Source organism: Streptomyces sp. TRM70350, assembly GCF_019219825.1.
Classification (GTDB): Bacteria; Actinomycetota; Actinomycetes; order Streptomycetales; family Streptomycetaceae; genus Streptomyces.
The window spans coordinates 24,930-45,643 of the sequence record NZ_JAHUXH010000006.1 but is presented as its reverse complement, the minus strand read 5'-3'; the positions used below and the strand labels follow the sequence as shown (position 1 = coordinate 45,643).

Sequence of the window (20,714 nt, the reverse complement as noted above, 5' to 3'; positions counted from 1 at the left end):
CCGCACCCCCTTCCGCCTCCATGACAACCCCCGGCGGAGCCGCTCGCACGCGGTCCCGGTCAAAGAGAGAGCGACATCACCTGTGCCCGGGGCCCTTCATGAACGTCTCACGAACGCCCAACGCCCGGGTCCCGCTCGCGGGTTCCCGCCCGACCGCACTCCCCGGCGATATCGCTCATTCGAGGACGCGGACCGGGTCACCGACCCGGATCGTGCCCTGTGACCGGGGCACGAGATTCTGACCGAAGACCAGTTTTCCGCCGATGCGGCGGTGCCGCCCGAGGGTGTGCAGGGGCTCCCGCCCGCGCTCGCCGGTGCTCTGGTCGGTCGTCGTCACGACGCACCGGCCGCACATCTTGGCGACGCGGAACTCGACCTCGCCGATGGTGATGCTTCTCCAGTCGTCCTCGGCCCACGGCGCGGTGCCCGTGACGACCACGTTCGGCCGGAAGCGGTTCATCGGCAGCGGGCCCTCCTCGGCCACACCGTCCTCGGCCATCAGCGCGTTCAGGGCGTCGAGGGAGGCGAGCGAGGTGAGCAGCAGGGGATAGCCGTCGGCGAACGTGACCGTCTCGCCGGGCAACGCGTACTCCGGGTCGATCCGCCGGCGGGTGGCCGGGTCGTCCATGTGGACCAGACGGGTCCCCGCACCGACGTACGCACTGCACCACGCGTGCGCGGCGTCGTCGGCGAGGACCCCCTCCACCTTGTTCCCGAAGATGTCCAGCGTGACCGTGCCGGCCGGCTCCGGGACGGGCACGGTCAGCGGGTCGAGGCCGGGCGCGGACAGCCGGACGCCGCCGCCGGGCGGGAGCTCGGCGGCGGCCAGCGCAAGGCGCGGCTGCCGGCGTTGGGTGACGACCTTTCCCCCGTCGTCGATCAGCACCCAGCGCCTGTCCCCGACCAGCCCCCACGGCTCCACGACGGCCTCACGGGGCGCCAGGCCCCGGAGCGACTTGACCGGGTGGACGTGAATCGAGTGCAGCTCCGCGTTCCCCATGAGGCCATCGTGCCAGGCGGCACCGACACCCCCGAGGGATGATCAGTAGCCGCGGTACTGCTGGTTGTTGTACGGGTCCTGATACGGCGCCGGGGCAGGCCGCGGAGCCGCCGGGCGCATCGCCTCGTACCCCGTGCCGCCGGGCGCCCCGGGGCGGGGCTGCTGCGGTTGCGGGCCGGGGTAGCCGCGCGGCGCGGCGGCCTGCTGCGGGATGTACGCGGTCGGCGCCTGCTGCAGCGGAGCGGGCTGCGGCGCCTGCGGGTAGCCGTAGGCGGGCTGGGAGGGGGCCGCCGGGAGGGCGGGCAGCGCGGACGGGAGGGCGGGCAGGTGGCTGCCCGGCGTGTCGTACGCGGCGGGGACCCGGATCGGGGCGATCTGCGGGGTGCCCCGCTCGGCCACGAGCGAGTCGTAGATCGGGGTGTCCGGGAAGGAGGCGGAGTAGTAGCCGCCGCCATAGGTGGAGCGGGGGGAGGTCATGGCACATAAGTTAAGCCCACGATGTGCTGGTTGGGGAGACCGATAAGAGGGTTGTTTTCCGTGTCCGCGGTGACGTGGGATCCCCAATGCGAGCGAACCTGGGAAAAAGGGGCGCCAAGTGGCCTCCGAATCGTGTAAAGGCTCAGTTCCCAGTGGGTTACCGGCGGTTGGCCAGTGGTCTTTGCGTGCTCCTGATGGGCGTTCGACGCCATGGGCAATAAGTTGGAACGCACGGAGAACCCGATGGGCTGCCGGGACGCGACCTGGCGGGGTGACCGGGGATGGGGGCGGACATGTCAATGCCGAAGGGATCGAATGTCCCGGTGCCGACGACGGCGCTGCGAGTGGAACTGGGGTGGCGCTCCGGTGCGGGCGTGCCCGACACCGATGCCTCGGCGCTGTTGCTGGTGAGCGGAAAGGTTCGCTCGGACGCGGATTTCGTCTTCTACAACCAGCCGCAGCACTCCTCCGGAGCGATCCGGCACGAGGGCAAGCGGGACGTCGGCGGCCGGATCACCGACACGCTGCTGGTCGACCTCGCGCGTGTGGAGCCCGGCATCGAGACGGTCGTGCTCGCCGCGTCCGCGGACGGCGGGACGTTCGCGCAGGTGCCCGGTCTGTACATCGAGGTCAAGGACGCCGCCCGGGGCGCGGTGGTCGCCCGGTTCGACAGCGCGGGCGCGACCGTGGAAACGGCCTTTGTGCTCGGCGAGTTCTACCGGCGCCAGGGCGCGTGGAAGTTCCGTGCCGTCGGCCAGGGCTACAGCAGCGGCCTGGAGGGCCTGGCCACGGACTTCGGCATCACGGTGGACGAGCCGCAGCACACGGCACCCAGCGCGCCGCCGGTGACCACGACGCCGCCCGTCCCCACCGGCCCGCCGGTGACCACCACCCAGCCTGCCCCCACCGCGCCGCCGCCCGTCCCGACGGCGCCCGTCCAGCTCACCAAGGTCACCCTCACCAAGGCCTCCCCGTCGGTGTCGCTCACCAAGCAGGGCGGTACCTCGGGCGCCATGCGTGTGAACCTCAACTGGCAGGTGCGCCAACAGTTCTCGGGGTGGGGCGGCAAGCGCGGCCGTGCGGTCGCCCGGCACTCGGACCTCGACCTCGACCTCGACCTGTGCGCCCTGTACGAGCTCAACGACGGCAGCAAGGGCGTCGTACAGGCTCTCGGCAACGCGTTCGGGTCGCTGCACCAGCCGCCGTACATCCACCTGGACGGCGACGACCGCACCGGTGCCGTGGAGAGCGGCGAGAACCTCACCATCAACCTCGACCACAAGCAGGCGTTCCGGCGGATCCTCGTCTTCGTCACCATCTACGAGGGCGCCAGTTCCTTCGCCGACCTGCACGCCACGGTCACCCTGCATCCGCAGTTCGGCGCGCCGATCGACTTCTCCCTGGACGAGTGCACGGTCCCCTCCCCGGTGTGCGCGCTCGCGCTCATCACCAACACCGGCTCGGACCTGGTCGTCCAGCGCGAGGCCCGCTACCTGGTGCCCGACCGCGGGGTGAGCATGCAGCGGGCCGTCGACCGCGCCTACGGGTGGGGCATGAACTGGACGCCCGGCCGCAAGTGAGCCCTCGGAGGACTCATCCCTCGTCGGGGACGGTGTCCGGACGCGTGTAGGTGCGGCCCTTCCAGGCCGCACCGCGTCCCCTGTAGTGCCGCACCGCGGAATCGACCGTCATGAGGAGGTACAGAAACGCGGTGAACGGCAGCAGGGGAGCGAGCCACAGCGGCTGCTCGTAGTAGCGGAGCATGGGGACGTACGTCGCCGTCATCACGAGCCATGCCAGGGCGCCCAGCGCCGCCGTCGCCGTACTCCCCAGGGACAGGCCCACGACGAGCGCTGCGGGCGGCACCAGGTACACCACCGCCAGCCCGGCGACCGTCCCGGCCAGCACGAGCGGGTTGTGCCGCAGCTGGGCGTAGGCGCTGCGCGAGACCATGCGCCACAGATCGTGCAGCCGGGGATAGGGGCGCACGCTGTCCACCCGCTCGGCGAGCCCCAGCCAGAGCTGCCCGCCGCTGCCTCGGACGGCCTGCGCGAGGGCCACGTCGTCGATGACGGCGTGCCGGATGGCGTCGGGGATCCGCGCCCGCTCGGCGGCCTCGGTGCGCAGCAGTACACAGCCACCCGCCGCGGCGGCGGTCCGCGCCCCCTTCCGGCCGATCCGGCGGAACGGGTACAGCTGTGCGAAGAAGTAGACGAAGGCCGGAACGACGAGCCGCTCCCACAGGCTCTCGACGCGCAGCCGCGCCATCTGGGAGACGAGGTCGTAGCCGCCGGTGCGCGCCGCCGCCACCAGCTCGCGCAGACTGTCCGGCGCGTGCGCGATGTCGGCGTCCGTCAGCAGCAGGTACTCGGGGGCACGCGCGCGTGCGAGGCCGATGCCGTGCCGCACCGCCCAGAGCTTGCCGGTCCAGCCCGCGGGCGGCTCACCGGGCGAGCCCACGGTCAACGGCAGCCCGCCGTACCGACGCGCCAGCTCGCGCGCCAGCTCCCCGGTGCCGTCCGTACTGCCGTCGTCCACGAGGAAGACCTCGGCCCGCCCCGGATAGTCCTGCCTGAGCAGCGACGGCAGGCTGGTCGGCAGCACCGCGGCCTCGTCGCGCGCGGGGACGACCACACCCACGGACGGCCAGACGGCGGGTTCCGTCCGGGGCGGCAACCGAACATCCGTACGCCAGAAGAAGCCCTGACAGAGCAGCAGCCACAGCCAGGCGGCGAGGGATCCGGCGGCGATCCACAGGAAGGCGCTCACCCGCGCAGTCTGCCCCACCGGACCGGCCGCAAGAGGGCCATCGTCTATCGTGGCCCGGTGAAGATCGCGCTCATGGACTCCGGAATCGGTCTGCTGGCGGCCACCGCAGCGGTACGGCGCCTGCGCCCCGACGCCGATCTCGTACTCTCCCTCGACCCCGACGGCATGCCCTGGGGGCCCCGCACGCCTCAGGACCTCACCGAGCGCGCCCTGGCCGTCGCCGAGGCGGCCGCCGCGCACCGGCCCGACGCGCTCATCGTCGGCTGCAACACCGCGACCGTGCACGCCCTGACCGCCCTGCGCGCCCGCCTGGAACCCGCGCTGCCGGTCATCGGCACCGTCCCGGCGATCAAGCCGGCCGCGGCCGGCGGCGGCCCCGTCGCGATCTGGGCCACGCCCGCCACCACCGGCAGCCCCTACCAGCGCGGACTCATCGAGAACTTCGCCGAGGGCGTGAAGGTCACCGAGGTGCCGTGCTGGGGACTCGCGGAAGCGGTCGAACGCGCTGACGAGACGGCCATCGACGCCGCCGTCGCGGCGGCCGCCGAGCTGACCCCGGACGACGTCACGACCGTCGTCCTGGGCTGCACCCACTACGAGCTGGTCGCCGAACGCATCCGCACCGCCGTGCAGCGCCCCGGCCTGCCCCCGCTCGTCCTGCACGGCTCCGCCGGAGCGGTGGCCGCCCAGGCGCTGCGCCGGATCGGCGCGCGTCCCGAACCCGGGGCCACGTCCCTCGGCGGCGTGACGGTGCTGCTGAGCGGTCGTGAGGGCGCGCTGCCCGCGGCCGCCCTGACATACGAGGAAGGCCGCATGCTCGCGGCCGTCAGCCCCGTTCGATGACGGCCGATCACTGATCGGAACCCCTCGGTCCGCACCAACCCCTGCCCGGCCCGTCACTGTGTGCGACCCCGCTACCCGCTCAGCGAAACCTGAGTAGTCTCGATGGTATGAGGGACCACCCCCACGGCGAGCGCACCCCGAATCCCGATGTCTGGACCGGCCGGGCCACCAACCGGGTCCAGTGGCTGCTGGCGCTGGTCGGGGCCGCCTGCGTCGCGCTCGGCATCGAGCTGGCCGTAGCCTCCGCGTGGACCGACGACGGCCTCGCACCGCTGGTGATGTCCGTCGTCGGCTGCATCGCCGCCGGACTGCTGGTCCTGTGCGGGACCCTCGCCTTCGTGCACGTCGCCCTGCGGGTGGACAAGGAGTCCCTTGAGGTGCGCTGCGGCCACATGGGTGTACCGCGCCGCCGTATCCCGCTGTCACAGGTCGTCGGCGCGGAGTTCGTCCCGCACGTCACCCCGCGCCACTGGGGCGGTTGGGGCTACCGCTGGCGGCCCGAGAAGGGCACCGCGGTCGTCGTACGGCGTGGCGAGGGCGTGGAGCTGCGGCTGTGGGACGGCCACACGTTCACGATCACCGTGGACAACGCCGAGACGGCCGTACGGATCATCAAGGAGCGGCTGCGGCCGACCACACCGGGGACGGTGCGCTGAGGCCCCGGGGAGCGGCCCGCCCGGTCACGGCACCTGCCGGTCTCCCGGTACGGCGCTCTGCTGACGCGTCGGCTCTTCCGCCGGTGGACGTGCCGTGGCCGGCCCCGCGAGCAGCCCGGCGCCCACCGACACCACCGTGAAGCTGAAGCGCGTTGCCCACCGCGGCGACGGCCGCGAGCGCCGTCAGTGCCGCGCCCGCGCTGAGGACGACCGGCGTGGGTCGTGCTGTACGCCACAGGGCGTACAGCACCCAGCAGAAGACCGCCGCCGGCAGCGCCACCCCGACGGCTCCCTGTTCGGCCGCCTGCTGCAACAGCGCGGAGTGGGGCCTGCCGTCGGACGGCGGGGACGCGACCGAGGTCGCGCTGAACTCCCCTGCCCTGGCGGGTCGGCGCCAGCGCGTCCTGCCACAGCTCCACCCGGTGCCGGGTCGGCGGATCCTTCAGGGACGCGGCGAGCCCCTCGGGCGGTGCGCTGCTCGCGACCGCCCAGGTCAGGCCGGTCACCAGCGCCGTCACTGCGGCCAGAGCGGCGAGGCCGACCCCGCGGTGGCCCACCCGGCCGACCGCCAGTGAGCACAGCAGCACCGCGGCACTGGCCACGACGCCGGTGATCGAGCCGAGCAGGGCCGCCGTCGCCACGATCCCGGCCGCCGACGCCCACAGGGCCGACCGCACCGCCGGTACGGCCGTGGACCCAGGCGGCGCAGCCGCGGCGCCGGTGGACAGCGCGAGCAGGGCGGCGGTGGCGCCCGCGTGGCCCAGTGGCACGCCGGGCTGCAGCCCCGGGGCGAGGTGCGGGACGCCGATCGTCAGTGCGACTCCGGCGAGCGCCCCGGTCAAGGGGCGCGGCGACCGGCGCGAGCGCTCCGCAGATGCGGCCCGCGGCGTAACCGGCGCCCACGCGGCCGGCACCGTCGGCAGCACGCCTTCCGGGCGCCCGCCGTGCGCGGCAGCCGGGATCAGCGGCCAGAGGGCACAGGCGCCGAGCACCACACCCGCCGTGTCGGAGGCGCTCTGTCTTCCGCCGTCGGCCTCCGCACCGGCCACCGACGTCACTCCCCTGGACCCCACCCGTCCCCCCGCAACCGGCCGCTTCCCGACCTGCGCCGGGCCCTGCCGCCCCGCCGCGCGACCTGGGCTCGGGCGCACGGTGACGGCTTGTCGATGCGTTGGCACCGGCGTGCGGGGGCGTCCGGACCACGCTGTCGGCCGCCGAGGCCGCCGCCGTACACTCCCGGAGTGACCGTCACCGCAACCTCCGTGGACGAGTCGGACGCCGTACGCCCGCGAACCGCGCCCGAGTCGCGCGCCGCGCGGTGGCTGCGCCGCCTCGTTCCGGCAGCCGCCGCAGCGCTCTCCGGAGTGCTCCTCTACGTCAGCTTCCCGCCGCGCACCCTGTGGTGGCTGGCCCTGCCGGCCTTCGCGGTCTTCGGCTGGGTGCTGCGCGGCCGCGGCTGGAAGGCGGCCCTCGGTCTGGGTTACCTCTTCGGCCTCGGCTTCCTGCTGCCGCTGCTGGTGTGGACCGGCGTGGAGGTCGGTCCGGGCCCCTGGCTCGCCCTGGTGGCGATCGAGGCGATCTTCGTCGCCCTGGTGGGCGTGGGGGTGGCGGCGGTGGCCAAGCTGCCGGGCTGGCCTTTGTGGGCTGCCGCGGTGTGGGTCGCCGGTGAGGCGGCACGCGCGCGTGTGCCGTTCGACGGCTTCCCCTGGGGCAAGATCGCCTTCGGGCAGGCGGACGGTGTCTTCCTGCCGCTGGCCGCGGTCGGCGGCACCCCGGTGCTCGGCTTCGCGGTCGTCCTGTGCGGCTTCGGCCTGTACGACGTCGTACGTCTGGGCCTGGACGCGCGGCGCACGCGCGCGGTACGGCGCGGAGCGGCGGTCGTGGCGCTGCTCAGCGTGGCCGTGCCGGTGGTGGGTGCCCTGGCCGCGCGCCCCCTGGTGAGCGACCGCGCCCAGGACGGCACCACCACCGTCGCCGTCGTCCAGGGCAACGTCCCGCGCGCGGGCCTCGACTTCAACTCCCAGCGGCGTGCCGTACTCGACTACCACGCACGCGAGACGGAGCGGCTGGCCGCCGAGGTCGAGGCGGGCAAGGTGGCCAAGCCGGACTTCGTGCTCTGGCCGGAGAACTCCTCCGACATCGACCCCTTCGCCAACCCCGACGCCTACGCGGTCATCGACGGCGCGGCCAAGGCGATCGGCGTGCCCATCTCCGTCGGCGGTGTCGTCGAGCGCGACGGCAAGCTCCTCAACGAGCAGATCCTGTGGGACCCGCAGAAGGGACCCGTCGACACCTACGACAAGCGGCAGATCCAGCCGTTCGGCGAGTACCTGCCGCTGCGCCCCCTGCTCGACATGATCAACAAGAACTGGACGTCGATGGTCCGCCAGGACTTCAGCCGGGGCAGCGAGCCGGGTGTGTTCGACATGGACGGCGCCACGGTCGGCCTCGTCACCTGCTACGAGGCGGCCTTCGACTGGACGGTGCGCTCCGAGGTCACCGACGGCGCACAGATGATCTCCGTGCCGAGCAACAACGCGACCTTCGACCGCAGCGAGATGACCTACCAGCAGCTCGCCATGTCCCGCGTCCGCGCCGTCGAGCACAGCCGGACCGTCGCCGTACCGGTGACCAGCGGCGTCAGCGCCATCATCCTGCCGGACGGGACGATCACCCAGCGGACCGGCATGTTCGTCGCCGACTCACTGGTCCAGGAGGTACCGCTGCGCTCCTCCCTGACGCCCGCCACCCGGCTCGGCATCCTGCCGGAGATCGCCCTGGTGCTGGTCGCGGCGGGCGGCATCGGCTGGGCCGTCGCCGCCGGGGCGCGCCGGCGGCGCGCGGGTGACGTGTAGCGGTACGCCCGCCGTACGCCCCCGGAACCCGCCCGGGGGCGCGGAAACCGCCCGTTAGGGTCAGCCCATGGCTACTCCTGACTTCATCCGCACCCTGCGGGCGTCCGCCGGGCATCAGCTGCTCTGGCTCCCCGGGGTCACCGCGGTCGTCTTCGACGACGACGGCCGAGTGCTGCTGAACCGCCGCCGCGACACCGGCCGATGGTCGCTGATCGGCGGCATCCCGGACCCGGGGGAGCAGCCCGCCGCCTGCGCGGTGCGGGAGGTCCACGAGGAGACCGCGGTGCGCTGCGTGCCCGAGCGGGTGGTGCTGGTCCAGGCGCTGAAGCCCGTCACGTACGGCAACGGCGACATCTGCCAGTACATGGACATCACGTTCCGCTGCCGGGCCGTCGGCGGCGAGGCACGGGTGAACGACGACGAGTCGCTGGACGTCGCCTGGTTCGACGTCGACGCGCTACCGACGCTCAACGAGTTCGGGCTGCTGCGGATCAAGCAGTCCCTGTCGGACGCACCCACATGGTTCGACCCCACGACGTTCGAATGAAGTATGGGGGCTGACCACATGGGGCCGGGGGCACGGGCTGCCTAGGGTCGACCCATGACCGCGTCCCGTGCCCTTCCCGGCCCCCACGCCCCCACGCTCGACCTCGGCGGCCGCACGGCCCTCGTCACCGGCGCCGCCGGCGGTATCGGCCGCGCCTGTGTCCTGCGGCTCGCGGCCGCCGGCGCCAAGGTCAGAGCCGTCGACCGGGACGACGCCGGTCTGGAGGCGCTCGCCGAGCAGTCGGCGGGCCTGCCCGGCAGCGTCGCACCGCACGTCCTCGACCTCACCGACCTGGACGCCGCCGAGGCCGCGGCCGCCGGCACGGACGTGCTGGTGAACAATGCCGGGCTCCAACTGGTCCGCCCCATCGAGGAGTTCCCGCCCGACGTCTTCCACACTGTGCTCACCGTGATGCTGGAGGCGCCGTTCCGCCTCATCCGCGGCGCGCTGCCGCACATGTACGGGCAGGGCTGGGGCCGCATCGTGAACATCTCCTCCGTGCACGGCCTGCGCGCCTCCGCCTACAAGGCGGCGTACGTGGCCGCCAAACACGGCCTGGAAGGGCTGTCCAAGACCGCCGCTCTGGAAGGCGCACCCCACGGCGTCACCTCGAACTGCGTGAACCCCGCCTACGTCCGCACCCCCCTGGTCGAGAAGCAGCTCGCCGACCAGGCGAGGGCGCACGGCATCCCGCAGGAGCGCGTCCTCTCGGAGGTCATGCTGCAGGACAGCGCGGTCAAGCGGCTCATCGAACCCGAGGAGGTCGCCGAGGCCGTGGCCTACCTGTGCAGCCCACAGGCGTCCTTCATGACCGGTGCGTCGCTCGTACTCGACGGCGGCTGGACCGCGCACTAGTTCGGCCCGGGCTCGGGGTGCCCGGAGTTTTCCACAGGGCTGACGGGGCGGCCCGGCGATGAGGAATCCTGTGACCATGTCCCGCGATCACGTGCAGTCCGCCGAGCGCCCCACCGGCGACCCCGAGGCGCCCTCGTACGGCGCCGAGGCGCCGTTCCTGGAGCTGCTGGCCCGTGGCGCGTCCGCCGACGCCTACGAGCAGCCCGTGCTGCTCGCCCGCGCCCAGGGCCGGCCCGCCGAACGGATCGCGGCGCTCGAACACGCCAAGCTGCTCGCCCTGCGTGTCAGGTCGGAGCTGGAGGGGCGGCGCCGCCGGGAGGCGGAGCTGTCGGCGCTCTTCGAGACCGCCCACGACCTGGCCGGACTGCGCGACCTGGACGCCGTGCTCCGGGCGATCGTGCAGCGCGCCCGGTCGCTGCTCGGCACCGATGTCGCCTACCTCAGCCTGAACGACCCGGACCGAGGCGACACCTACATGCGCGTGACCGAGGGCTCGGTCGCGGCCCGCTTCCAGCAGCTGCGGCTCGGCATGGGGGAGGGCCTGGGCGGCCTGGTCGCGCAGACGGCCCGGCCGTACGTCACCGACGACTACTTCCGGGACGACCGCTTCCAGCACACCGCCACCATCGACGCGGGCGTACGGGACGAGGGACTGGTCGCCATCCTCGGCGTGCCGCTGATGCTGGGGCACCACGTGATCGGCGTGCTGTTCGCGGCGGACCGGCGCGCGCGGGTCTTCGAGCGTGAGCAGATCGCGCTGCTCGGCTCCTTCGCCGCCCTGGCCGCCGCAGCCATCGACACCGCGAACCTGCTCACCGAGACCCGCTCCGCCCTCGCCGACCTGGAGCGCGCCAACGAGATCATCCGGGACCGCAGCGCCGTCATCGAACGTGCCTCCGACGTGCACGACCGGCTCGCCGAACTGGTGCTGCGCGGCGGCGGGGTGCACGACGTGGCCGCCGCCGTCTCCGAAGTCCTCGACGGCACGGTCGAGTTCACCGACGTCACCGCCGCACCGGCGCAGGCCCTGGAGGCCTTCCGCACCGAAGGGCACACGGTCCGGCACGAGGACGACTGGATCGCCGCCGTCGCCGCGGGCGGTGAACTGTTCGGCGCGCTCGTGCTGCGCGGCCATCCCGGCCTCGACCCCGTCGACCAGCGCACGCTGGAGCGCGCCGCGATGGTCACCTCACTGCTGCTGCTCGCCCGGCGCTCCGCCGCCGAGGCCGAGCAACGCGTCCGGGGCGAACTCCTCGACGACCTGCTCGACGCCCGCGACCGCGACCCGCGCCTGCTGCGCGAACGCGCCTCCCGGCTGCACGCCGACCTCGACGCCACCCACGTCGTCCTCGCCGCCCGCCTCGACGGCCCCCCGGCCGACGCCGACCAGGAGGCGGACGCCCGCCGACGCCTGTGGTCCGCCGCGTCCCACCTCGCCGCCACCCGGCACGGCCTGGCCGCCACCCGCGACGGCGGTACGGTCCTGCTGCTGCCCCTCGACGCCGGTGACACGGCGACGGGCCTGGCCCGCCGCACCGCCCGGCAGCTGGGCACCGCCGTCCACGAAGCGGTCACGGTCGGCGCGTCCGCACCGGTCGAGGACCTCACCGCCCGGCCCGACGCCGTCGCCGCCGCCTACGAGGAGGGACGGCGCTGCCTGGACGCCCTGCGCCTGCTCGGCCGTAGCGGCGACGGGGCCGCCGCCGAGGACTTCGGCTTCCTGGGCCTGCTGCTGGCCGGCGACCGGGACATCGCCGGTTTCGTCGACCGCACGATCGGCCAGGTCGTGGCGTACGACGAACGCCGCGGCACCGACCTGGTGCGCACGCTCGACGCCTACTTCGCCTGCGGGACGAGCCCGGCCCGCACCAAGGACGAACTCCACGTCCACGTCAACACCGTCGCCCAGCGCCTGGAACGTATCGGCCGACTCCTGGGCGACGACTGGCAGACCCCGTCGCGCGCCCTGGAGATCCAACTCGCCCTGCGGCTGCACCGCTTGGCGACTCCGATACGCAAGTGACCCCTGTACGCACGGGCGTACAGGGGTCGAGGCCGGGCGTCAGACGGTGTGCGCGTCCGCGGCCCGGGACGCCGACCGCTCGGCGTCGGCGGGGGCGACGTCGGCCAGATCCCGGTTGCGGGTCTCCTTGGCCGCCGCCACGGCGACGATCGTGAGGAGCGCGGCGGCGATGACGTACAGGGAGATGGGAGTGGAGCTGCCGTAGTCCGACAGCAGGGCGGTGGCGATCAGCGGGGCCGGGGCGCCCGCGGCGACGGAGGCGAACTGGGCGCCGATGGAGGCGCCGGAGTAGCGCATGCGGGTCGCGAACATCTCGGAGAAGAAGGCGGCCTGCGGCGCGTACATCGCCCCGTGCAGCACCAGACCCACGGTCACGGCGAGGAGCAGGTTGCCGAAGCCGCCGGTGTCGATGAGCGCGAAGAACGGGAACATCCACAGGCCGACGCCGACCGCGCCGATCAGATAGACGGGACGGCGGCCGATCCGGTCGGACAGCGCGCCCCACAGCGGGATGACCGCGAAGTGCACGGCCGACGCGATGAGCACCGCGTTGAGGGCGGTCTGCTTGGAGACGCCGGCGGAGGTGGTGGCGTAGACGAGGATGAAGGCGGTGATGACGTAGTAGCTGATGTTCTCGGCCATACGGGCGCCCATGGCCACCAGGACGTCCCGCCAGTGGTGCCGCAGCACCGCGACGAGCGGCATTTTCTCGGCCTGCGCCGCGTGGTCGGCCTTGCGTGCCTCGGCCTGGGCGAGCGCCTGCTGGAAGACGGGGGACTCGTCGACGGAGAGCCGGATCCACAGTCCGACGATCACCAGCACCCCGGAGAGCAGGAACGGAATGCGCCAGCCCCAGCCGGTGAAGGCGGCCTCGGACAGGACGGCGGTGAGGAAGGACAGCACGCCGGTCGCGAGGAGCTGCCCCGCGGGCGCGCCGGTCTGCGGCCACGACGCCCAGAAGCCACGACGTCGGGCGTCCCCGTGCTCCGACACCAGCAGGACGGCGCCGCCCCACTCACCACCGAGCGCGAAGCCCTGCACGAGCCGCAGCACGGTCAGCAGCACGGGCGCCGCGCTGCCGATCGTCGCGTGGGTGGGCAGGAGCCCGATCGCGAAGGTCGCGCCGCCCATCAGCAACAGACTCAGCACGAGCAGCTTCTTCCGCCCGAGCCGGTCGCCGTAGTGCCCGAAGACCAGCGCACCGAGCGGCCGGGCCGCGAAGCCCACGGCGTAGGTCAGGAACGACAGCAGCGTGCCGACGAGCGGGTCGGACTCCGGGAAGAACAGCTGGTTGAACACGAGCGCGGCCGCCGAGCCGTACAGGAAGAAGTCGTACCACTCGATGGTGGTGCCGATGAGGGACGCGGCGACGATGCGCTTCAGTTTGCCCAGGGATGGGGGAGCGGTTGCTGCGGAGGCCATGTGCGCCACTTCCTCGTGTGCGGTGGGGACGGGTACGTGTGGGCACACCGTAGAAACCTGCAGGTCAGGCGCACATGTGGTGGGCCAACATAGTTCGGGGCGCGGCTATGCGTCGGACCACCATGCCCGCTCGCGGAGCGGCGGCTCAGCGGCTTGAAGAGGGTCGAGATGACCGCTGTCCAGACGCGTAGTTATGGGTGATTCGACGGTGGCGTGCTGACTCCCGTGCTGGTTCGGTGCTGACTGAAGTCCCACGTCATCACCCGTGCTCCTCTGTCCCGTGCTGACTCGGCGCCGGCTACGCTCTGCAGAACTCGGGCATGTCCGTTCGCCGTGGTAGTGGAGGCCACGTGCACGGACTGCCCACCCGCTCGGTCGACGACTGGTCAAAGCCCTGGGTGCGGACAGCCGGATCTCCCAGTCCGAGGACTCCCGCGGTCCGCGGCGAGCTGGACGAGGAGCTGACCGCCTTCACGGAACGCCCGCTGGACCACACGTCTTCCCCTACGTGTTCCTGGACGCCACCCACGGCAGGGCCGGGGTCAACCACCGGATCGCCTCTCAGGCGGTGGTCATCGCTACCGGGATCTCCGCTACCGGGCACCCCGAGATCCTCGGGCTGATGGTCGGCGACAGTGAGTCCAAGCCGTTCTGGACGAAGTTCCCGCGCAGTCTGCGGGCCCGTGGCCTGGAACATGTCCGGCTGGTGATCTCCGACAGCCGCAGCGGGCTGGTGGCCCGCACCGTCTTCCGTGGCGTGGCCTGGCAAGGTGCCGGGTCCGCTTCGTCCGGGACGTGTTTTCCGGCATCGAGAAGGTTCTGGGGAGATGGCCGTCGCCATCCGGACCATCGTCGCGCAGACCACTGCCGAGGCCGTCCGCACCCAGCTGGTCAAAGTCATGCTGTTGGAAGCCGCCGGGGAGATCACCGCGTTCGCGGACTTCCCGCCGGGGCACTGGAAGAATTTCTGGCCGACGTCGTGCAGGTCTTCCCCAACCCCACCGCCCTGACCGGCTGGCCGCCGCGGTCGACGACGACCATGCACTGCAGGGCGTCGGGCACCGACAGGTGGATGGTCTCGTTCACCGCGTCGCGGAGCCGGACCATGGGCTCGCGGGCGGCGACGAACAGGCTGGACCCCTGCAGGGCGGCGGGCCGCACGGCCAGGACGCGGGCGCCGATCTCCCAGCGGGTGGTCTCCTTGCGGTTGGCCCGGAGCCAGCCCGCCTCGGACAGGGTGACCAGGGTGCGCTGCACCGTCGACTTCGACAGGCCGAAGAACTTCGTCAACTCCCCGACAGCGACCGGCTGATGCTGGGCGACCGCCTCCAGGATGCGCAGCGACCTGGTGACGCTATTCATTTCCATCCGGTTTCCCCCTGTTAATCCTCGGAATTTCTGGCCGACACCCTCTTGACTCCCTCTCGGGCCACTGCCATTCTCTGTGCCAGATTCCAGCACAGCATTCCACAATGTGGCACGGCTCCCCGGAAGATCCCGACGAAGTGAGCCGGACTTACGAGAACCGGACGGATGCGAGCCGACGGCCCCCGAAGCCCCGGCCCCGCCCAAACCCTCTCGAATCGAACAGTCTCACGCAGGGGAGCCAGCATGCGCCCCGGCGATACGAAAGGAAACCCCTGTGTCAGCTGCCAGGAAGCGCGTCGCCGTCGTCGGCGTGGGAACGATGGGCAGCCAGGCCGCCTGGCGGCTCGCGGCCCGGGGCGCCGAGGTCGTCGCCTACGACCGCTTCGCCCCCGGTCACGACCGCAGCGCCGCCGGCGGTGAGACCCGGATCTTCCGCAGCGCCCACTTCGAGGACTCCCGGTACGTCCCGCTCCTCAAGCACGCCGACGCCCTGTGGGAGCAGCTTCAGCAGGAGACCGGCCGTGAGCTGCGCCGTCTGACCGGGTGCCTGCTGATGGGGCCGACCGCGGAACGGCAGATGGCCACCGTCCTGGAGTCCATCGCGGAGCACGGCCTCGACCATGAGGTGCTGGACGCCGAGGCGCTGGCGAAACGTTTCCCCCAGTACCGGCTGGAGGACGGCGACGCAGTCGTGCTCGACCGCCGCGCGGGCTTCATCCGCCCCGAGCTGACCGTCCAGACCGCCGCCCGCCGCGCCGAGCAGCTGGGCGCCCGGATCCACCGCTACACGCCCGTGCGGGAGATCACGCCGGTGAGCGGTGGAGTGGAGGTCCGCACCGACTCCGGCGGCGAGCGCTTCGACGCGGTCGTCGTCACCGTCGGCCCGTGGGTGAACGACCTGCTGCCCGACCTGCCGTGGGAGGTGGACATCCGCCGCCTGATCAGCGCCTGGTTCGTGCCGACCACCGACGCCTGGTTCGGCGAGGAGCGCCCCGCGTTCATCCGTACCGCCCCCACCCACTGCTACGGCCTGCCTTCCCCGGACGGCGTCTCCGTCAAGATCGGGCTCAGCAAGGACCTGCACCGACCCGCCGGCGACCCCAACGCGCTGGACCGCACCGTGCAGCCGGAGGAGCTGGAGATCTACACCGAGCTGCTCCGCCGCCATGTGCCGGACCTGCACCCGGACCCGACCCGCCTGTCCGTCTTCATGGAGGGCTACACCGAGAGCAGCCGCCCGCTGATCGGCCCGCTGCCCGGCGCGGAGAACGTCGTCCTGCTCGCCGGTTTCTCCGGCCACGGCTTCAAGCTCTCGCCCGCCTTCGGCGACATCGCCGCAGACCTCGCCCTGGAGGGCTCCTCCGCCCAGCCCATCGACTTCGTGTCGACTCTCGGCCGCACCGAGGCCTGAACCGCCCCGACCACCATCCGGCACATCCGCCAAGGAGAACCACATGGCCACGAGGAAACGGGTCGCCGTCGTCGGTACCGGCACGGTCGGCAGCCAGGCCGCCTGGCGGCTGGTGGCCCGTGGCGCCGAGGTCGTCGCCTACGACCGCTTCGCCCCCGGCCACGACCGCAGCGCCGCGGGCGGAGAGACCCGGGTCTTCCGCAGCGTGCAGACCGACGACGGCCGGTACGTACCGCTCGTACGGCACGCCGACGCCCTCTGGCAGCAGTTGCAGACGGAGACCGGCCGCGAGCTGCGCCGTCTGACGGGCTGCCTGTTCATGGGGTCGGCCGACGACCCCGAGATGCGCACGGTCATGGACGTCATCGCCGAGCACGGCCTCGACCACGAGGTGATCGACGCCGAGGCGATGGCCAAGCGTTTCCCGCAGTTCCGGGTGGACGACGGCGACCTTGCGGTCCTCGACCGCCGTGCGGGCTTCATCCGCCCCGAGCTGACGGTCCAGACCGCGGCCCGCCGCGCCGCGGAACTGGGTGCCCGGCTCCGCCGCTACACCCCGGTGCGGAAGGTCAACCCCGTGGCCGGGGGAGGGGTGGAGATCCGCACCGACACCGACAGGGAGCGCTTCGACGCCGCGGTGGTCACCCCGGGTCCCTGGGTGGGTGACCTGCTGCCCGACCTGCCGTGGCAGGTGAGCATCTGCCGTGCGATCAGCGCCTGGTTCCTGCCCGGCGAGGACCACCGGGCCGGCGAGGAGCGCCCCGGCTTCATTCGCGCGGGCGCCCCCCACTTCTACGGGATCCCGTCCCCGGACGGCTTGTCCGTCAAGCTCGGCCTGTCCCAGGCGTATCACCGCCCTGTGGACGACCCGAACAGGCTGGAGAGGACCGTCGCGCCGGAGGAACTGGAGACCTTCACCGAGATCGTGCGGCGCCACCTGCCCGGCCTGAACCCCGACCCGGTGCGGCTCGGCGTCTTCATGGAGGGCTACACCGACAGCACCCGCCCGCTGGTCGGCCCCCTGCCCGGATGCGACGACATCATCCTGCTGGCCGGGTTCTCCGGTCAGGGCTTCAAACTCTCGCCCGCCATGGGCGACATCGCCGCGGACCTCGCCCTGGAGGGCCGCACAACCCAGCCGATCGACTTCATCAGTACCCACGGCCGCGCCGCGGCCTGAGCCCGAATGAGGTAAGACATGACCCTGACCATCGGCCCGCTTCGGGCCGAGCCCGGCCAGAAGACCCGCGGGAGCCTCCCCGCCGACCTCGGCCCCACGACGGTGGAGGTCCCCCTCATCCTCGTCAACGGCTCCCGTCCCGGCCCCAGAGTCGTGATCACCGGCGGGGTGCACGGCGGCGAGTTCATCGGGGTCGACGCCGCCACCCGCCTGGCCGGACTGCTGGAGCCGGACGATGTCGCAGGCCAGCTGGTGATCTGCCCCGTGGCCAACCCCCCTGCCGTCTACGGAGGCAGGCTCAACATCTCGCCACTGGACGGCGTCAACATCAACCGCGTCTTCCCCGGCGACCCGAACGGCGGCCCCACCGACCGGATGGCGGCCTGGCTGTTCGAGACCGTGGTCAACGGCGCCGACGCTTACGTCGATCTGCACAGCGGCGGCATCGACCAGCATCTGCTCGACTTCGTCGGCTACCGCCTGACCTCCGACGAGGAACTGGACGCCAAGATCAAGGGAATGGCCTACGCCGTCGGCTACGAACGGGTCATCGTCCGCCCCGTCCCGGACGGCGGCAACAGCCACGCCGCGGCGAACCGGCAGGGTATTCCCGCCATCCTCGTCGAGACCGGGCAACTCGGCGACCGGGACCCCGCCACTGCGCGCAGACTCCTCGACGGCCTGCACCGGCTGCTGCACCACCTCGGTGTCATCGAGGCCCCGCAGGACCTCGCACCGGTGACCGCGCGGCCGCGCGAGTGGGTCTGGACGGGCGACGTCGTCTCCCCGGCCGCCGGCCTGTGGTACCCGGACGCGATCACCGGTGACGTGGTGACCGAAGGACAGACCATCGGCCACATCATCGACCCGGCCGACGGCGCCGAGCACAAGATCGCCGCGACCGCCACCGGAAAGATCATCTATGGCATGAACGGGCTCACCGTCCGCCCCGGCACGGAGCTCGCCGCCATCGCCGTCCCGCATGACTGACGGGCCGCGTGCCCGCCCGCTGATTCCCCCCCCCCACCGCCCATTGAGCTGGTCCCCACGCGCTACCTCCAGGAGATTTGTCATGAGTGATCCCGTGATCGGCCGTAGAGCGCTCCTGCGCGGAGCAGGCGGCCTGGCCGCCCTCGCCGCTCTTCCCTCCCTCGCCGCCTGCGGCACCGGCACCAGCCGCGCAGCCTCCGGCGGCAAGGGAGACGGCAAGACAGTGATCGTCCGCGACAGCGGCGGTACCTTCGGCGCGGCCCTGCAGAAGGCGATCTACACGCCGTTCACCCAGGAGACCGGCATCACCGTCAAGGTCCTCAACCTGGACGACGCCCCGCTGCTCGCGCAGATCAAGCAGGGCCGCCCGCAGTGCGACCTCATCAACAACTCGATGATGTCCCACGCCAAGTACGTGAACCAGGACGCACTGGAGAAGCTGGACCTCGACCGGGTCAAGAGCCTGAAGAGCGCGAAGATCCCCGAGAACCAGATCACCGACCACGCCATCGGCAACAGCTTCTACGGCCAGTGCATGGCGTACCGCACCGACGCCTTCGGCGGTAAGAAGCCCGAGTCGTGGGCGGACTTCTGGGACACCAAGGCGTTCCAGGGCAGCCGCTCGATGTGCAACCCGGACGCGGACCTGCCGGAGCTGGAGTTCGCGCTGCTGGCCGACGGTGTGCCGATGGACAAGCTGTACCCGCTCGACGTCGACCGCGCCTTCAAGGTGCTGACCCGGCTCAGGTCCGACATCAAGAAGTTCTGGGACAGCGGCCCGCTCCCCGGCGTCCTGCTCAGCCGCCAGGAAGTGACGATGTCCACCGTCTGGGACGGCCGGATCGCCGACCTGCAGAAGCAGGGCGTCCCGGTCGCCAGGCAGCTCAACGGCATGCGCCGCCAGTTCCAGGGCTACGCCATCGCCAAGGGCGCGGCCAACGCGGACAACGCCTACCAGCTCATGGACTTCTCGTTGCGTCCCGAGATCCAGGCCAACCTGGCCAAGGTTTTCCCGTCGAACCCCTCCTCCCCGGTGGCCTACGCGAAGCTCACCGAGGACGAGCGCAACGCACTCGCCGGCGCGCCGCAGTACTACGACAAGGGTTTCGACACGGACCTCGACTGGTGGCTCAAGAACGAATCCGCCGTCACCAAGCGCTGGTTGGAGTGGGCTCGTGGCTGAATTCGGTGTTGCCACACCGTCCGTCGCGGTGGCCGGCGCCAAGCCGGCCACCGCGACCGGCAAACCGCTGTCGGTAGTGGCCCTGCGCAAGACATACGGCGACGTCGTCGCCGTGGACGAGGCCTCCATGGAGATCGCGGCCGGGGAGTTCGTCACCTTCCTCGGCGCCTCCGGGTCGGGCAAGACCACGACCCTGATGATGATCGCCGGGTTCTGCGAACCGGACTCCGGCACCATCACCGTCGGGGACCGCGACGTCACGCGGCTCGCCCCGCAGAAACGCAACCTGGGTTTCGTCTTCCAGCAGTACCTGCTCTTCCCGCACATGACGGTGAGTGAGAACGTCGCTTTCCCGCTCACGCTGCGCGGGGTGCCGAAGGACGAGATCCGCAGGCGGGTGGGGGAGACCCTGGAGATCGCCGGCCTGTCCGGCTTCGGCGGCCGCAAGCCGCGTGAGCTGTCCGGTGGTCAGCAGCAGCGTGTGGCCCTGTGCCGGGCGCTGGTCTACCGGCCGCCGGTGATCCTCATGGACGAGCCGCTGGGCGCGCTGGACAAGAAGCTGCGTGACCAGCTCCAGGTGGAGATCAAGGCCATTCAGCAGGAACTCGGCCTGACCGTCATCTATGTGACGCACGATCAGGAAGAGGCGCTGGTGATGTCGGACCGTATCGCGGTGATGCGTAACGGTCTGATCGAGCAGTTCGACACCCCGCGGGAGCTGTTCGAGCGGCCGAGGACGCCGTTCGTGGCGGACTTCCTCGGCGCGGCGAACTTCCTGCCCGGCCGGGTGGTGCAGAGCACCGACGAGCACACCCTGGTCCGCCTCACCCAGAGCGGGGGGCTGCTGAAGGCGCGGCGCCATGACCTGGTCTCCGGTACCGAGGTGAAGGTGGCTGTCCAGCCGGGTCGGCTGCGGGCCTGTGCTCCGGACGAGGGCTTCGTCACCGGCACGGTGGAGACCGCCACGTATGTGGGCACCCTGGTCCGCGCGGGCGTGCGCATCGGTGCCGGTGACGCGCCGCTGCTGCGTCTGGAGGTCCCGGCCGGCCGGGGGCCCGTATCCGGCGAGCAGATCGGGGTGACCGTCCATCCCGAGGACGTCAATCTCTTCCCCACCGAACAGGGCGGGTGAGTC

Annotated in this window: 17 protein-coding genes and 2 pseudogenes; 13 read left to right on the top strand and 6 right to left on the bottom strand. The window is 72.0% G+C overall.

The genetic code is table 11. The features are described from left to right. Positions 1-175: 175 nt before the first annotated feature. Both KWI83_RS11675 and KWI83_RS11670 read right to left on the bottom strand, forming a co-directional pair. Positions 176-1,000 (bottom strand): MOSC domain-containing protein, encoded by an 825-nt coding sequence (locus KWI83_RS11675; protein ID WP_218514251.1) that lies wholly within the window; start codon positions 998-1,000, stop codon positions 176-178. 42 nt (positions 1,001-1,042) lie between these two features. After that, the gene (locus KWI83_RS11670; protein ID WP_218514250.1) at positions 1,043-1,477 is read right to left on the bottom strand and encodes a DUF6643 family protein; all 435 of its coding nucleotides are present in this window, start codon (positions 1,475-1,477) and stop codon (positions 1,043-1,045) included. A gap of 299 nt (positions 1,478-1,776) precedes the next feature. On the opposite strand from KWI83_RS11670, the gene KWI83_RS11665 reads away from it, so the two are divergent. Further along, a complete protein-coding gene (locus tag KWI83_RS11665; RefSeq protein ID WP_218514523.1) occupies positions 1,777-3,057 on the top strand; it encodes a TerD family protein in 1,281 nt (426 codons plus the stop codon). A gap of 13 nt (positions 3,058-3,070) precedes the next feature. Here KWI83_RS11665 and KWI83_RS11660 read toward each other — a convergent pair whose 3' ends face one another. After that, the gene (locus KWI83_RS11660) at positions 3,071-4,264 is read right to left on the bottom strand and encodes a glycosyltransferase (protein ID WP_218514249.1); all 1,194 of its coding nucleotides are present in this window, start codon (positions 4,262-4,264) and stop codon (positions 3,071-3,073) included. A 39-nt stretch (positions 4,265-4,303) separates the two neighbouring features. Here KWI83_RS11660 and KWI83_RS11655 point away from each other — a divergent pair, with 39 nt between their 5' ends. Both KWI83_RS11655 and KWI83_RS11650 read left to right on the top strand, forming a co-directional pair. Continuing rightward, positions 4,304-5,089, top strand: coding sequence for a glutamate racemase (locus tag KWI83_RS11655; protein WP_218514248.1), 786 nt, complete (start codon positions 4,304-4,306; stop codon positions 5,087-5,089). Between the two features lie 107 nt (positions 5,090-5,196). Beyond that, entirely contained in the window at positions 5,197-5,745 is a 549-nt protein-coding gene (locus KWI83_RS11650; RefSeq protein WP_218514247.1) for a hypothetical protein, read from the top strand. A 24-nt stretch (positions 5,746-5,769) separates the two neighbouring features. Here the strand turns inward: KWI83_RS11650 and KWI83_RS38415 are convergent. Beyond that, positions 5,770-6,794, bottom strand: a pseudogene (locus KWI83_RS38415) (hypothetical protein). A gap of 192 nt (positions 6,795-6,986) precedes the next feature. Between KWI83_RS38415 and lnt the strand changes: the two are divergent. The 4 genes from lnt (at position 6,987) to KWI83_RS11625 (ending at position 12,025) form a co-directional block, all read left to right on the top strand. Continuing rightward, on the top strand, positions 6,987-8,600 hold the full coding sequence (lnt, locus tag KWI83_RS11640) for an apolipoprotein N-acyltransferase (RefSeq protein WP_218514245.1): 1,614 nt from the start codon (positions 6,987-6,989) through the stop codon (positions 8,598-8,600). Between the two features lie 67 nt (positions 8,601-8,667). Further along, complete coding sequence (locus KWI83_RS11635) at positions 8,668-9,147, top strand: NUDIX domain-containing protein (protein WP_218514244.1); 480 nt, start codon at positions 8,668-8,670, stop codon at positions 9,145-9,147. A gap of 54 nt (positions 9,148-9,201) precedes the next feature. Then, positions 9,202-10,002 (top strand): 3-hydroxybutyrate dehydrogenase, encoded by an 801-nt coding sequence (locus tag KWI83_RS11630; protein WP_218514243.1) that lies wholly within the window; start codon positions 9,202-9,204, stop codon positions 10,000-10,002. Between the two features lie 76 nt (positions 10,003-10,078). Then, positions 10,079-12,025: a GAF domain-containing protein gene (locus tag KWI83_RS11625; RefSeq protein ID WP_218514242.1), complete on the top strand. Its 1,947-nt coding sequence runs from the start codon at positions 10,079-10,081 to the stop codon at positions 12,023-12,025. Between the two features lie 39 nt (positions 12,026-12,064). On the opposite strand, the gene KWI83_RS11620 is transcribed toward KWI83_RS11625, so the two are convergent. Further along, positions 12,065-13,447, bottom strand: coding sequence for an MFS transporter (locus tag KWI83_RS11620; RefSeq protein ID WP_218514241.1), 1,383 nt, complete (start codon positions 13,445-13,447; stop codon positions 12,065-12,067). A 508-nt stretch (positions 13,448-13,955) separates the two neighbouring features. Between KWI83_RS11620 and KWI83_RS40240 the strand changes: the two are divergent. Then, positions 13,956-14,156: pseudogene (locus tag KWI83_RS40240) on the top strand (transposase); the annotation flags it as partial. A gap of 215 nt (positions 14,157-14,371) precedes the next feature. Here KWI83_RS40240 and KWI83_RS11610 read toward each other — a convergent pair. After that, positions 14,372-14,815 carry a helix-turn-helix domain-containing protein gene (locus KWI83_RS11610; RefSeq protein WP_256362130.1) on the bottom strand — a complete coding sequence of 148 codons (444 nt, stop codon included), beginning with the start codon at positions 14,813-14,815 and terminating at the stop codon, positions 14,372-14,374. A 274-nt stretch (positions 14,816-15,089) separates the two neighbouring features. Between KWI83_RS11610 and solA (KWI83_RS11605) the strand changes: the two genes are divergently transcribed. The 5 genes from solA (KWI83_RS11605) to KWI83_RS11585 all read left to right on the top strand — a co-directional run bounded on the left by solA (KWI83_RS11605) (position 15,090) and on the right by KWI83_RS11585 (position 20,711). Further along, the gene (gene solA / locus KWI83_RS11605) at positions 15,090-16,226 is read left to right on the top strand and encodes an N-methyl-L-tryptophan oxidase (protein WP_218514240.1); all 1,137 of its coding nucleotides are present in this window, start codon (positions 15,090-15,092) and stop codon (positions 16,224-16,226) included. Between the two features lie 43 nt (positions 16,227-16,269). Continuing rightward, positions 16,270-17,406 (top strand): N-methyl-L-tryptophan oxidase, encoded by a 1,137-nt coding sequence (gene solA, locus KWI83_RS11600; protein WP_218514239.1) that lies wholly within the window; start codon positions 16,270-16,272, stop codon positions 17,404-17,406. Between the two features lie 18 nt (positions 17,407-17,424). Further along, a complete protein-coding gene (locus KWI83_RS11595) occupies positions 17,425-18,396 on the top strand; it encodes a succinylglutamate desuccinylase/aspartoacylase family protein (protein ID WP_218514238.1) in 972 nt (323 codons plus the stop codon). 82 nt (positions 18,397-18,478) lie between these two features. After that, a complete protein-coding gene (locus tag KWI83_RS11590) occupies positions 18,479-19,579 on the top strand; it encodes an ABC transporter substrate-binding protein (protein WP_218514237.1) in 1,101 nt (366 codons plus the stop codon). Then, positions 19,572-20,711 (top strand): ABC transporter ATP-binding protein, encoded by a 1,140-nt coding sequence (locus KWI83_RS11585; RefSeq protein ID WP_218514236.1) that lies wholly within the window; start codon positions 19,572-19,574, stop codon positions 20,709-20,711. Before KWI83_RS11590 ends, KWI83_RS11585 begins: the two co-directional genes overlap by 8 nt. Positions 20,712-20,714 lie beyond the last annotated feature (3 nt).